Consider the following 13,397-nt stretch of genomic DNA (forward strand, 5'->3'; position numbering starts at 1 on the left):
AACCCGCACCACCCCGGACGCCCTCCGGCCCTTGCGGCCGACCGGTGCGGCGCCGTCCGGAGTTGGGCGGCACCGGACGGACGGTCACGGTGAGCCGACGGGGACGAAGCCGGAGCCGGCTCGGTAGTTGGGCGACTGGTGGCGGAAGTAGGTGTTGTAGACCTGGCAGTAGCGGCCGCCGCGGGCCAGCAGCGTGGAGTGGTCGCCCTCCTCGACGATCTGGCCGTGGTCGAGCACGATGATGCGGTCGACGTGTTCGATCGTGGAGAGCCGGTGGGCGATGACGATCGAGGTGCGGCCGGCCAGCACGACGTCGAGGCCCTCCTGGATCTGGGCCTCGGTCATCGGGTCGACGCTGGCCGTGGCCTCGTCGAGCACCACGATCGCGGGATCCTGGATGAGCAGGCGAGCCAGCGCGACGAGCTGGCGCTGGCCCATGGACAGGGCGCGGCCGTGCTCGCCCACGTCGGTCTGCAGGCCGTGCGGGAGCGCGTCGACCCAGTCGCCGCCGCCGACCGCCGCCGCGGCCGCGAGCACGTCGGCATCGCTCGCCTCCGGCCGCGGATAGCGGATGTTGTCGGCTACCGTGCCGCTGAACAGGAACGGCGCCTGCGGGACCGCGCCGATCTGCCGGCGGTAGGCGGGCAGGTCGAGGCCGCGGATGTCGTGGCCGTCGATCAGCAGGCTGCCCTCCTGGAACTCGTAGAAGCGGGTGATCAGCTTGCTCAGCGTCGACTTGCCCGCGCCGGTGTGACCGACCAGCGCGACGGTCTCGCCCGCCTCGATGAGCAGGTTGAAGTCGCGGAGCACGGGGTTGCCGGGGTCGTAGCCGAACGTGAGGTCGCGGAACTCGATGCGGCCGGCGATCCTGCCGGGATCCTGCGCGCCGGTCTGCACCACTCTCGGCTCGGCGTCGATCAGGGCGAAGACCCGCTCGGACGCGGACAGCCCCTGCTGGAACTGGGACCAGAACGCGGCGATGGACGTCAGCGGGAACCAGAAGAGCGCGACCCCCTGCAGGAAGAGATACCAGTCGCCGGCGCTCAGGCCGCCGCCGAGCACCGCCGTGCCGCCCAGCTGGACGAGGACGACCGTGGCGAGCCCGGCCACCAGGAAGAGCACGGGGAAGATGGCGGAGAAGACGAACCCCTGCCGCAGCGTCACGCGGTAGCTCTGCCGGTTGATGGGCCGGAACTCGTCGTAGACCTGCTGCTCCTGGCGGAAGTTCTTCGCCACCGCGATGCCGCCCATGGTCTCCTGCAGGTTGGCGTTGACCCGGCTCAGCGAGCGTTGCGCGTGACGCGTGCTGGCCCGCGCGAGGCGGCGGAAGACCAGCGCGAGGCCCACCACGATCGGCACGACCAGCATCGTCAGCAGGGCGAGCTCGACGCTGCGCAGGAACAGCAGGACCGTCACGAAGCCGACCATCAGCACCTGGCTGATCAGGTCCATCGTCAGGGTGGAGACCGTGGCGAAGTCGTCGGTGTCGGACGTCACCCGGCTGACGATCCGGCCGGACGGCGTCTCGTCGTAGAACGACAGGTCGCGCTCCAGCACGGCGTCGAACGCGTCTTCGCGCAGCCGCAGGACGACGTCGCCGGTGACCCGCGCGCTCTGCCACTGCCGGACGAAGTTGAACCCCCACCCGAGCACCCCGGCCAGCAGGGTGCCGGCGACCAGCTGCCAGCCCACCTCGGCGATCGTGCCGTCGGCGAGCGCGTCGACGGCCAGGCTGGCCAGCAGCGGGATGGCCGCCTGGCTGACCGAGCCCAGCACGATCATCGCGGCCACCACGAACATCGCGCCCATCCTGGGCCTGAAGTAGGACAGGATCCGGCGGAGCAGGTCGCGGTCGTTGTAGGTGCGGTCGTAGTCTTCGGCGTCGAGGCCGTCCATGATGAAGCCCATCAGCGGGCCCTCCCCTGCTCGCTCTCCAGGACCGGGGCGTCAGGCGCGGGATCCAGGCCGTCCGGCCCGGTCGCCGGGTCTCCTGCCCCTTCCGGTGTGTCGCCCTGCGGGGCCACGTCGACCTCGTCGTAGTGGGCGAAGATCCGGCGGTAGAGGCGGCTGCGCCGGATGAGCTCGTCGTGGGTGCCGCAGTCGACCAGCTCGCCCCGCCTGAGCAGCAGGACCTTGTCGGCCCAGCGGATCTGGGAGAGCCGGTGGGTGATCAGCAGCGTCGTGCGCCCGTCGAGGACGCGGCCGATCGCCTGCTGGATCTTGTCTTCCGTGGCGGAGTCGATGGCGCTCGTCGAGTCGTCGAGCACGAGGATCGCCGGGTCGGTCAGCAGGGCCCGCGCGATGGCCAGGCGCTGGCGCTGGCCGCCGGACAGCGTGACGCCGCGCTCGCCGATGACGGTGTCGTAGCCGTCGTCGAGCTCGGCGATGAACTCGGCGGCCTGGGCGTCTTCCGCCGCCCGCACCACGGCCTCGCGGTCGGCCCGCTGGCCCAGGCTGAAGGCGATGTTCTCGGCCACGGAGCGGGAGAAGAGCACGATGTCCTGCTCGATGGTGGAGATCTGGGAGCGCAGCGAGTCGAGGTCCCAGTCGCGGATGTCGACGCCGTCGACCAGGATGCGGCCCGAGGTGACGTCGTAGATGCGTGGCACGAGCTTGGTGAGCGTGCTCTTGCCCGATCCGGTCTCGCCGACGATCGCCACCGTCTCGCCGGGCCGCACGCTGAACGTCACGCCGCGCAGCACCGGGTCGCCCTCGTCGTAGCCGAACGTGACGTCCTCGAAGACGATTTCTCCCGCGATGGGCGCGGCGCGGCCGTCGGCCCGCTGCTCCAGCTCGGCCTCGGCGCTGATGATGCTCAGGATCCGGCGGGAGGAGGCGATGCCGATCTGCACCAGCGAGAAGGTGAAGATCGAGATCTGCGTCGGGAAGCCCAGCATGACGACCAGGCCCATGTAGGCCACGAGGTCGCCGACCGTGATCGCCCCCGCGCCCTGGAGCTGGAGGCCGTGCCACAGGGCGCCGGCCACGGCGAAGGCGTAGAGAAGGGTGGGCAGGTAGCGTGCCTGGACGAGGCCGTTGCGTACGAAGGAGTCGCGGTAGAGGCGCGCGTTGGCGCGGAAGCGCCCCCGCTCCTGGCCCTCCTGCGCGGTCACCTTGATCACCTCGATGCCGCGCACGGCCTGGTTGAGCCCGGCGTTGAGCTCGCCGAACTGGTCGCGCATGCGGGTCGACACCGGGTTGAGCCTGCGCATGTAGTGGCGGAGCGCGAACACGAAGACGCCCGCGTAGACGCCCGGCACGAGCAGCAACCGGGGGTCGATGGTGGCGATGAAGAAGAACGGCACGAGGCCGGTCAGCCAGGAGTCGACGATCAGATCGACGCCGGGACTGATCATGATGGACAACTGCCGGATGTCGTTGGCCGCCCTGGCCATGAGGTCGCCGACCCGCTGCCGGTTGTGGAAGGTCTGGCTCTTGCCGAGCAGGGCGACGTAGAGCTCGTCGCGGGCGTCGCGTTCCAGCCGTTTGGCCAGCACCTCGCTCCCCATCCTGGCGACCAGGTCGGACAGGCCGCGGGCCGTCACCAGCGCCAGCATCGCCAGCGTGATCGACCACAGGGCGGAGGCCGGCTCGCCCCGCTCGCCCAGGACGGCGTCGAAGGCGTCGCCCGTGAACTGGGGCACGGCGGCGTTGAGCACCACCATGACGAGCGAGCCTCCGAGGAACCCGGCCAGGTGTTGTGGATGCCGGCGCAGATGGGACCAGAGCCAGCGCACGGGACCGCGCCGGTCGTAGCGCGGACCGGAGACGGAGAACTCCGAGCTGTTGGTGGTCACCTGCAGGTCCTTCCCCCTTGGGCCGCGGTGGCGGCGCCGCACTGTTCCTACCATCCGGGGCTGACAGAATCCCATCGCTTTTCGTGCCGCTTGACATAAACCTGCAACTGTAGTTATATGTTTTATGAAGCCACACATAGAAGAATCGAGCCACACGTACGGAGGTGGCAGACGATGCGACTCACGTCGATCGACTCGGCCTTCCGCGAGCTGGAGCGGCAGCTGGACCGGCTGACGCAGCCCGCGTTCGGTGGCGCGTTGGCGTCGATGCCGATGGACGCCGTCCGCCGCCAGGACGAGATGCTGCTCCGCTTCGACCTTCCCGGCGTCGACCCCGACTCGATCGAGGTCACGGTCGACCGCGGCGTCCTGTCGGTGAGCGCACGACGCGAGGAGACCTACACCGAGGACCAGGGCCTGTTCGTCCACGAGCGTTCGACCGGCACCTTCACCCGGCAGGTCTACCTGCCCGAACACCTCGACGCCGACGGCGTCCAGGCCGCCTACGACGACGGGGTGCTCACCGTGCGCGTGCCGGTGCTGGAGACGGCCCAGCCGCGCAAGGTCGAGATCGCCACAGGCGACGCCGCCAGGGCGCTCTCGAAGTGACCCATGGGCGTGGCGGCCTCGCCACGCCCATCACGAAGGAAGGGGACCACGATGTTCAAGACGGCACCGACGGTCATCCTGCCGGCAGCGGAAGACCGCCCGGTGATCGGCACCTACACCACCGCCGAGCAGGCCAAGAAGGCCGTCGGCTTCCTGGCCGCGAACGGCTTCCCCGTGGAACGATCCGCGATCGTCGGCCACGATCTACGCCTGGTCGAAACCGTCATGGGCCGCGCCACCGCCGGACGCGCCGCGGCCGCGGGCGCTGCCACCGGCCTCTGGTTCGGCCTGATGATCGGCCTGCTCATGCCCCTCTTCACCAACTCGGCGGGCTCGACGGGGGCGCTCGTGCTCGGCGGCATCGCGTACGGCGCGCTCTTCGGCGGCGTCTTCGGACTGGTCTCCTACCTGGTCAGCAAGGGCCCCGGGTTCGTCTCCCAGCAGGCCGTCATCGCCGACCGCTACGACGTCGTGGCCGATGCGGCGGTCGCCGACGACGCCCGCAACCTGCTGATCAAACACAACTGGCGCACGTAGCCGGAATCTCGGCAGACAGTGAGTTTTGAGCACATATCAACACAGGTTGTGCTTGAAGGTCGCGCAGGTCGTGCCCTCGACGTCCGGCCAGCCGACGTCCGGCGCGACGTCACGCCGACCCGCGAGGGCTGCTGACCGCCCGGTTCAGATCACCGTTCGCCGTGGAGTCCCGCCCATTCGGGGCAGAGATGATGGTGTGAAGAACCTCAAGCCCGGTCGGGAGCCCCTGTGGGGGCTGGTGCCGCCGCTGCTGGCCAGGATGGCCGCGTGGAGCGCGTGCCTGATCCTCATCGGCGTGGTGGCCAACTACCTGATCGGCGTGGTGGCGGCGATGCGCCTCATCGCGCTGCCCGTGGCGGTGGCCCTGCTGCTCACCGCGCTGCTCTTCCCGCTGACCAAGCGCCTGGGCGAGGCGGGCATGCGGCCGATCTACGCCACGTGGGTGACGATGCTCGTGGCGCTCGCGGTGCTGGCAGGAACGGGCTGGATCATCGGCGTACGCGGCAACGAGGAGTTCCCCGGCCTGGTCAGGCAGGTCCAGGAGACGGCGAAGACCGTGGAGGGCTGGCTCTACAGCGGCCCGCTGCGCCTGGAGCCCAACCAGCTCAGCCAGTGGGTCGAGGACGTCGCGGCCCTGATCAGGGCGCAGCAGCAGCAGATCACCACCACGGTGCTCCAGGGCACCATGGTGGTGCTGGAGGTGCTGGCCTCCATCGTGCTGCTGCTGTTCGTGACGTTCTTCCTGCTGAAGGACGGCGACCGGATCTGGGCCTGGTTCCTCAAGGGGTTCGGTACGGCGGCGCCGCGGGTCGACAGGGCGGGGCGGACGGCCTGGGCCACGCTCTCGCATTACGTGCACGGCACGGTGGCCGTGGCGGCGGTGCACGGCATCGTCATCGGCATCGTGCTGGCGGTCATGCAGGTCCCGCTCTGGCCGGCGCTCGCCCTGCTGATCTTCCTGGCGAGCTTCGTCCCCATCGTCGGCATCTTCTTCGCCGGGGCGGTCGCGACGCTGGTCACGCTCGGCGCCCGGGGCCCCGTCTACGCACTGATCTTCGTCGGCATCCTGGTGGTGGAGCAGCAGCTCGAGAACCACGTGCTGCAGCCGCTGATCGTCGGCAGGGTGCTGCGCTTCCACCCGCTGGCCATCATCATCGTGCTGGCCGTCGGCGGCATCCTGGCGGGCATCGCGGGTGCGGTCGTCGCCGTGCCGATCGCCGCGATCCTCTACCGGTCGATACCCGAGCTCTTCCGTGACCCGCCGCCCGAGCCGCCGCCTCCCAAACCAGAGGGGAAGGAGCCGTCGCATCTCAGGCCGGCTGTGCCGGGAGACGGCGTACCGCCCGCCGACCGGGTTTAGGGTGACGAAGTGATCGCCGACGCCCTACCTGTGGCTGCGTCACCTCGCCTGAGCGGGCCCTCGCCCGCTCAGGCGCGGCCTCACTGGAGCGGCAGGACGTCCACGCCGCGCTCGGCCTCGCCGCGCGGGCCGAAGATGCGCCGCTCGGCCTCCGTGATGCGCACGTCGTTGATGCTCGCCTCCCTGCGCCGCATCAGGCCCGACGCGTCGAACTCCCACTGCTCGTTGCCGTAGCTGCGCCACCACTGCCCGGAGGCGTCGCGCGACTCGTACTGGAAGCGCACCGCGATGCGGTCGCCCAGCACCGCCCACAACTCCTTGCGCAGGGCGTAGTCGAGCTCCCTCGCCCACTTGCGGCGCAGGAACTCGATGATCTGGTCGCGGCCGGTCACGAACTCGTCGCGGTTGCGCCACACCGAGTCCTCGGTGTAGGCACCCGCGACCTTCTCGGGGTCGCGGGTGTTCCAGGCGTCCTCGGCGGCCTGCACCTTGAGGCGGGCGCTCTCCTCGGTGAACGGCGGGACGGGTGGGCGGGACATGGGCGCCTCCTTTCCCACGGCAGCCTAACGGAGCGGCCTACAGCAGCTTGTCGAGGGTGATGGGCAGGTCGACGACCCGCCTGCCGGTGGCGTGCCTGACGGCGTTCGCGACCGCGGCGGCGACCCCGGTGATGCCCACCTCCCCGATCCCGAGCAGCCCCAGGGGCGTCGTCGGGTCGGGCACGTCCAGCCACTGCACGTCGACGCGGGGGATGTCGGCGTGCACGGGCACGAGGTACTCCGACAGGCTCGGGTTCATGATGCGGCCGGTGCGCGGGTCGACCTGGGTCGCCTCCGACAGCGCCATGCCGATGCCCATCACGATGCCGCCGCGCAGCTGCGCCGCCGCCGTCTTCGCGTTGATCACCCGGCCGACGTCGAACACTCCCAGCCAGCGCGACACGCGTACCTCTCCGGTGTCCCGGTCGACGCGCACCTCGCAGAAGTGGGCGCCGCTCGCGCCCTTCACCCAGCGCCTGCGCTCGTTCAGGGTCTTCGCCAGGAACTTCAGCATGCCCGTCCCCCCACCCGCCTCCAGGTGGTCGCGCCCCGCGCGGGCCAGGATCGCCGTGTACGTCTCGCCGCGCCCGCCGTGGTGGAGACCGCCGTCGCGGGCCTCCAGCTCGGCCAGCCTGCGCCCGCGCAACGGCGAGTCGGGCGCCCGCCGCGCCAGGGCGAGCACCGACTCCTTGAGCTTGCGGCAGGCGTCCAGCACTCCGGCGGCGGCGCTGGCGGTCTGCGCCGACCCGCCCGCCCCCGGCCCTGGGGGCAGCTCGGAGTCGCCGATCTCCACGCGTACCGCCTCCAGCGGAACGCCCAGCTCGTCCGCGGCGATCTGGGCCTGCACGGTGGCCGCGCCGACGCCGATCTCCTGGAGGGCGCACCGCACCACGACCGTGCCGTCCGCGGCGAGCCGCACCGTGACGCTGGCCGGCATCGTCAACGACGAGTGGTACGCCGTCGCGACCCCCATGCCGACCAGCCAGCGCCCGTCCCGCATGGAGCCCGGCCGGGGATCGCGCTCGCGCCACCCGAACCGCTCCGCCCCCAGCTCGTACGCCTCGCGCAACATCCGGTGCGTGAACCGCTTGCCGTCCATCGGGTTGCGCGCGGGCTCGTTGCGCCTGCGCAGCTCGATCGGGTCGATGCCCAGCTCGCAGGCCAGCTCGTCCATGGCCGACTCCAGGGCGAAGGAGCCGACGGAGTCGCCGGGGGCGCGCATGGCCGTGTTGGCGAGCAGGTCGAGCTGGACGATGTGCTGCCGCAGGTGGATGGTGGCGGCGTCGTAGAGGTGCTGCGAGGACGAGATCACCCCTTCCGGCATGCCGCCGATCCGGCCGGTCATGGCGACGCTGGTGTGGATCAGCGCGGTCAGGTCACCATCGGCGTCGGCGCCCAGCGCGACCCGCTGCACGGTGGGGGTGCGGCCGCCCACCGTGCGGTAGACGCCCTCCCTGGTGAGGGCCAGCCGTACGGGGCGGGCGGTCGCGCGGGCGGCCAGCACGGCGAGCAGCGTGCCCGCCCACACGAAGCCCTTGCCGCCGAACCCGCCGCCCACGTAGGGGGAAAGCACCCTGATCGCCCGCTCGGGAATGCCGAATCTCTGCGCCAGGTGGGTGCGCAGCCAGGCGATGTTCTGCGTGCTCTCGTGCACGGTCAGGTGGTCGCCGTCCCACACGGCGATCGTGGCGTGCGGCTCCATCGCGTTGTGGTGCTCCGGCGGCGTGGTGAAGCGCAGGTCCACCGAGACCGGGGCGGCGGCGAGCGAGGCCACCGCGTCGCCCTTGTCGCCGCCGGCCGGCTGGAGCACGTTGCCCTTCTGCGGCTGCGCGTTCGGCTCCTCGGCCGCGAAGTCCACCACGGCGGGCAGCTCGCGGTAGGCCACCCGCACCAGGGACGCCGCGTGCCTGGCGGTCTCGGGCGTCTCGGCCACCACGACCGCCACCGGCTGGCCGTTCCAGTGCACCTCGTCCGTGCCCAGGTAGGCGACCGACGTGCCGGAGGTCAGCGAGCTGGGGTTCATCAGGCTGGTCTTCGGCGGCGGCTTCATGGGCGGGGCGTTCTCGTGGGTGAGCACCTCGATGACGCCGGGCACGGCCCGCGCGGCCTCGGTGTCGACGGCCTCGATGCGGCCCCTGGCGATCGTGGCGTGGACGAGCGCGGCATGGGCCATCCCCGGATAGCGGTGCTCGGCCGCGTAGCGGGCCTCGCCGGTGGTCTTGGCCCGGCCGTCGACCCGGTCGACCGGGCGTCCGACGTGCTTGACGGTGTCCTGCCGCTGCTCGGTCTCGGCGAATTTGGTGGTCATGCCCTGTCCTTTCCGGGGCCCTCTCCGGTGTTCAGCTCGCGCAGCGTGGCCACGATCGTGGCGCGCGCGAGGTGGACCTTGAACGCGTTGCCCGGCCGGACGTCGGCCCCGGCGAGCTCCGCCTCGGCCGCGCGGGTGAAGGACTCCTCGTTCGCCGGCCCGCCGAGCAGGATCCGCTCCGCCTCGTGCGCCCGCCACGGCTTGGCCGCGAGCCCGCCCAGCGCCAGCCGCGCCGACGTCACCGTGCCGTCCCGCACCTCCAGCGCCGCCGCCACGGAGACCAGCGCGAACGCGTACGACGCCCGGTCGCGCACCTTGCGGTAACGGGAGCGGGCCGCGACCGGGGCGGGCGGCAGCTCCACCGCCGTGACCAGCTCGTCGGGGGCCAGCTCCGTCTCGATCTCCGGTGTGTCACCGGGCAACCGGTGGAAGTCCGTCATGGGGATGCGCCGCGTCCCGCGTACGCTCTCCACCTCGATCACGGCGTCGAGCGCGGCCAGCGCCACGCACATGTCGGAGGGGTGCGCGGCGATGCAGCTGCCGCTGACGCCGAGGACGGCGTGCGACCGGTTGAACCCGCCGAGCGCGTCGCAGCCGGCGCCCGGCTCGCGCTTGTTGCAGGCGGCGGCGTGGTCGTAGAAGTAGGGGCAGCGGGTGCGCTGGAGCAGGTTGCCGCCGACGGTCGCCATGTTGCGGAGCTGGGCCGAGGCCCCGGCGAGGAGCGCCTGCGACAACACCGGGAAGCGGGCGCGCACCCGTTCGTCGGCCGCGAGCGTGCTGTTGCGCACCAGCGCGCCGATCCGCAGCCCGCCGCCGGGCAGCTCGCCGACCGTGTCGAGGGGCAGGCCGGTGACGTCGACGACGGTGTCCGGCTGCTCGACGCCCTCGCGCATGAGGTCGACCAGGTTGGTGCCGCCGCCGAGGAACTTCGCGCCGGGCTCGCCGGAGATCGCGCGGACGGCGCCGGTGACGTCGGCGGGCTTGACGTACGCGAACGGCTTCACCGTGCCTCCTGACCCGCGACGTCCTTGATGGCGTCGACGATGCCGTTGTAGGCGCCGCAGCGGCACAGGTTGCCGCTCATGCGCTCCCTGATCTCGGCCTCGCTGAGCTCTCCCGGCCGCTCGGTCACGGCGCTGGGCATGCCCGCGCGGTGCTCGGCCAGCATGGCGACCGCCGAGCAGATCTGGCCGGGTGTGCAGTAGCCGCACTGGAGCCCGTCGTGCCGGATGAACGCCGCCTGCATCGGGTGCAGGTCACCGCCGGTCGCCAGGCCCTCGATCGTGGTGATCTCCTTGCCGTCGTACTGGACGGCCAGGGCCAGGCAGGCGTTGATGCGCACGCCGTCGGCGAGCACCGTGCAGGCGCCGCAGGCGCCCTGGTCGCAGCCCTTCTTGGGGCCGGTGACGCCGAGCCGGTCCCGCAGGGCGTCGAGCAGGCTGACCCACGGCTCGACGTCGAGGGACTCGGCGGCGCCGTTCACCCGCATCCGTATCTCGGTCACGCGCTTCCTTCCGTCGGAACCGTTGTCCCGGCGACGCTAACAGAACAACGTTTCCTTAACAATAGAACGGCGTTCTTTTAATCAGGCGTATGCTGGGCGACGATGACGCGGACCTTCATGCGGGCCAGGCGGCCCGAGCACAAGCAGCAGCGGCGCCAGGCGATCCTCGCCGCCGCGCGCGAGCTCGCCGCCGCGTCCGGCGTGCGCAACGTCAGCCTGGGGGCGGTCGCGGAGGCGGTCGGGCTGGCCAAGTCCAACGTCGTACGTTATTTCGGCACCCGGGAGGAGATCTACCTCGTCCTCGCCTGCGAGGAGTGGCAGCGGTGGGCGGACGCGGTCACCGACCGGCTGCGCACGGCCCGCGACACGGCCGACGTGGCGGCGGCGCTGGCCGACACGATCATCGATCAGCCGCTCTTCTGCGACCTGCTCAGCAATGCGAGCACCAGCCTGGAGCACAACGTGTCGGTCGCCGCGGCCCGCGAGTTCAAGGTCACGGCGCTGCGCACGACCGCCGGCCTGGGCGCGCAGGTCGGCCGCGCCACGGGGCTGACGGACCGCGAGGGCACGGAGCTCGTCTCCGCCGCCGCGGGGCTGGCCGGCATGCTCTATCCCGCCGCCAACCCGCCCCCCACGATGGCCGAGCTCTACGCCCAGGATCCCGAGCTCGCCGCGCACTGCCCCCAGCTGCGGCCCAGCCTCGTCCGCGCCCTCATGGCGCTGGCCGCCGGGCTGCCCACGCTCAGATGAAACTTTCAGCTCAGGACCGCCGGCGCGCGCCAGGCCGGGCGCGGCGTCTTCCCATGTAGGGGCCCTTCCCCCGCGGCCGGGACTGCGTGCCGCCTCCCGGCCGCCGCTGTACACGCGGGCCGAATCCGCCGACCATGCCGGTTACATAACCGGTTAACCCCAGCGGAAAGGCACCCCTCATGACCAACCGGCTCGGGCTCGTGGTCGCGGCGTTCCTGTCGCTCCTCGTCTCGATGATCGTCGCCCCCGCTCCCGCGCACGCCGCGGCCGGGCTCCGGGTCAGCGGCACCAGGATCGTGGAGGCCAACGGGAACCCGTTCGTCATGCGCGGCGTCAGCCACGCGCACACCTGGTACACCAGCCAGACCGGCTCCTTCGCCGGCATCAAGGCGCTGCGGGCCAACACGGTCCGCGTGGTGCTGAGCGGCGGCAGATGGACCCCCAACGACGCCGCCGACGTAGCCGACGTCGTCTCCCTCTGCAGGCAGAACCGGTTAATATGCGTGCTTGAAAACCACGACACGACCGGCTACGGCGAGCAGAGCGGCGCGTACACGCTCAGCCAGGCCGTCGACTACTGGAGCAGCGTCAGGAGCGCGCTCACCGGCACCGAAGACTTCATCATCATCAACATCGGCAACGAGCCCTACGGCAACAACAACGTCTCCGCCTGGACCAGCGCGACCACCGACGCGATCTCCCGCATGCGCGGACTCGGCTTCGACCACCTGCTCATGGTGGACGCGCCCAACTGGGGCCAGGACTGGCAGTTCACCATGCGTGACAACGCCACCGCCGTGGCCGCCGCCGACCCCCAGGACAACACGGTCTTCTCCATCCACATGTACGGCGTCTTCGACACCGCCGCCGAGATCACCGCCTACCTCGGCGCCTTCCAGTCGGCCGGCCTGCCGCTGGTGATCGGCGAGTTCGGGCACAACCACTCCGACGGCAACCCGGACGAGGACACGATCATGTCCGAGGCCCAGTCGCGCGGCATCGGCTACATCGGCTGGTCGTGGAGCGGCAACGGCGGCGGCGTCGAATACCTCGACATGGTGAACAACTTCAACGCCTCCAGCCTCACCTCCTGGGGCGAGCGCATCTTCAACGGCGCTGACGGCATCGGGCAGACCTCGCGCGAGGCGACGTTCTTCGGCGGCGGCACCGGCGACGACACCACCGCGCCGACCACCCCCGGCACCCCGTCGGCCACGAACGTGACCGCGAGCGGCGCCACCCTCCGCTGGACGGCCGCCACCGACTCCGGCGGCTCCGGCCTGGCCGGCTACGACGTCTACCGCGAGCAGGGCGCCACCGACACGCTGCTCGGCCGGAGCGCCACCAACTCGATCACGCTGACCGGGCTCAGCGCCGCGACGGAATACCAGGTGTACGTGCGCGCCCGCGACGGCGCGGGCAACCTGTCCGGCAACTCCCCCACGACCACGTTCACCACGTCGTCCGGCGGCGGCCCCGGCGGCGGCTGCACGGCCACCGGCACGGTGCAGAGCCAGTGGGGCGGCGGCTACGTCACGCAGGTCGCCGTCACCAACGGCGGCTCCTCCGCCATCAGCGGTTGGACCGTCACCTTCACGCTGCCCGGCGGGCACACCGTCACCGGCTCGTGGAACGCCACGCTGAGCGTCAGCGGGCAGACCGTCACGGCGCGGAACGCCGGCTACAACGGCAGCCTGGCCGCCGGCGGCTCCACCAGCTTCGGCTTCCAGGCCGGCCGCCCCGGCGGCGACACGGCCACGGCGGGCTCCTACACCTGCACCGCCTCCTGACCGCCGACCGCGCCCCTCTACACGTCGCCGACCGTGTCCCCGCCGCGTTTTCCGCCCGGCGGGGACACGGCCATCGATGAGCCATTCAACAATGCAAGAATAATTGAAACTTCGCGATGTATCACTATTGTATCGGCGGTCGCTAGCATGCCGAATCCACCCCTCAATCGGGTTTCGAGTTCAATGCTGCTGGCAACCCCTCA

Annotated in this window: 11 protein-coding genes; 5 read left to right on the forward strand and 6 right to left on the reverse strand. The window is 71.2% G+C overall.

Annotation, left to right across the window (positions count from 1 at the left end; all coding sequences use genetic code 11):
* Nucleotides 1-84: 84 nt before the first annotated feature.
* Together ABGA98_RS39575 and ABGA98_RS39580 are read right to left on the reverse strand one after the other, a co-directional pair.
* Nucleotides 85-1,908: an ABC transporter ATP-binding protein gene (locus tag ABGA98_RS39575; protein WP_347623598.1), complete on the reverse strand. Its 1,824-nt coding sequence runs from the start codon at nt 1,906-1,908 to the stop codon at nt 85-87.
* On the reverse strand, nt 1,908-3,797 hold the full coding sequence (locus ABGA98_RS39580) for an ABC transporter ATP-binding protein (protein ID WP_347623599.1): 1,890 nt from the start codon (nt 3,795-3,797) through the stop codon (nt 1,908-1,910). Before ABGA98_RS39580 ends, ABGA98_RS39575 begins: the two co-directional genes overlap by 1 nt.
* Before the next feature lie 174 nt (nt 3,798-3,971).
* Here ABGA98_RS39580 and ABGA98_RS39585 point away from each other — a divergent pair, with 174 nt between their 5' ends.
* From ABGA98_RS39585 to ABGA98_RS39595, 3 genes are all read left to right on the forward strand, one after another.
* A complete protein-coding gene (locus tag ABGA98_RS39585; RefSeq protein ID WP_347623600.1) occupies nt 3,972-4,406 on the forward strand; it encodes an Hsp20/alpha crystallin family protein in 435 nt (144 codons plus the stop codon).
* Nucleotides 4,407-4,457: 51 nt separating this feature from the next.
* Entirely contained in the window at nt 4,458-4,943 is a 486-nt protein-coding gene (locus ABGA98_RS39590; protein ID WP_347623601.1) for a general stress protein, read from the forward strand.
* 196 nt (nt 4,944-5,139) lie between these two features.
* Nucleotides 5,140-6,303, forward strand: a complete 1,164-nt coding sequence (locus ABGA98_RS39595) for an AI-2E family transporter (protein ID WP_347623602.1) — start codon at nt 5,140-5,142, stop codon at nt 6,301-6,303.
* Nucleotides 6,304-6,383: 80 nt separating this feature from the next.
* Here ABGA98_RS39595 and ABGA98_RS39600 read toward each other — a convergent pair whose 3' ends face one another.
* From ABGA98_RS39600 to ABGA98_RS39615, 4 genes are read right to left on the reverse strand one after another with little or no spacing between them, the layout of a single operon-like run.
* Nucleotides 6,384-6,842 (reverse strand): nuclear transport factor 2 family protein, encoded by a 459-nt coding sequence (locus tag ABGA98_RS39600; protein WP_347623603.1) that lies wholly within the window; start codon nt 6,840-6,842, stop codon nt 6,384-6,386.
* 37 nt (nt 6,843-6,879) lie between these two features.
* The gene (locus ABGA98_RS39605) at nt 6,880-9,150 is read right to left on the reverse strand and encodes a xanthine dehydrogenase family protein molybdopterin-binding subunit (protein WP_347623604.1); all 2,271 of its coding nucleotides are present in this window, start codon (nt 9,148-9,150) and stop codon (nt 6,880-6,882) included.
* Nucleotides 9,147-10,154 (reverse strand): xanthine dehydrogenase family protein subunit M, encoded by a 1,008-nt coding sequence (locus ABGA98_RS39610; protein WP_347623605.1) that lies wholly within the window; start codon nt 10,152-10,154, stop codon nt 9,147-9,149. The genes ABGA98_RS39605 and ABGA98_RS39610 overlap by 4 nt, the downstream gene beginning before the upstream one ends.
* Nucleotides 10,151-10,639: a 2Fe-2S iron-sulfur cluster-binding protein gene (locus ABGA98_RS39615; RefSeq protein ID WP_347623658.1), complete on the reverse strand. Its 489-nt coding sequence runs from the start codon at nt 10,637-10,639 to the stop codon at nt 10,151-10,153. The genes ABGA98_RS39610 and ABGA98_RS39615 overlap by 4 nt, the downstream gene beginning before the upstream one ends.
* Nucleotides 10,640-10,756: 117 nt before the next feature.
* Here ABGA98_RS39615 and ABGA98_RS39620 point away from each other — a divergent pair, with 117 nt between their 5' ends.
* Complete coding sequence (locus ABGA98_RS39620) at nt 10,757-11,404, forward strand: TetR family transcriptional regulator (protein WP_347623606.1); 648 nt, start codon at nt 10,757-10,759, stop codon at nt 11,402-11,404.
* A gap of 179 nt (nt 11,405-11,583) precedes the next feature.
* Nucleotides 11,584-13,194 (forward strand): cellulase family glycosylhydrolase, encoded by a 1,611-nt coding sequence (locus tag ABGA98_RS39625; protein WP_347623607.1) that lies wholly within the window; start codon nt 11,584-11,586, stop codon nt 13,192-13,194.
* The last annotated feature ends 203 nt before the right edge of the window (nt 13,195-13,397 follow it).

It is taken from the genome of Nonomuraea sp. B1E8 (assembly GCF_039871515.1).
Lineage (GTDB): Bacteria > Actinomycetota > Actinomycetes > Streptosporangiales > Streptosporangiaceae > Nonomuraea.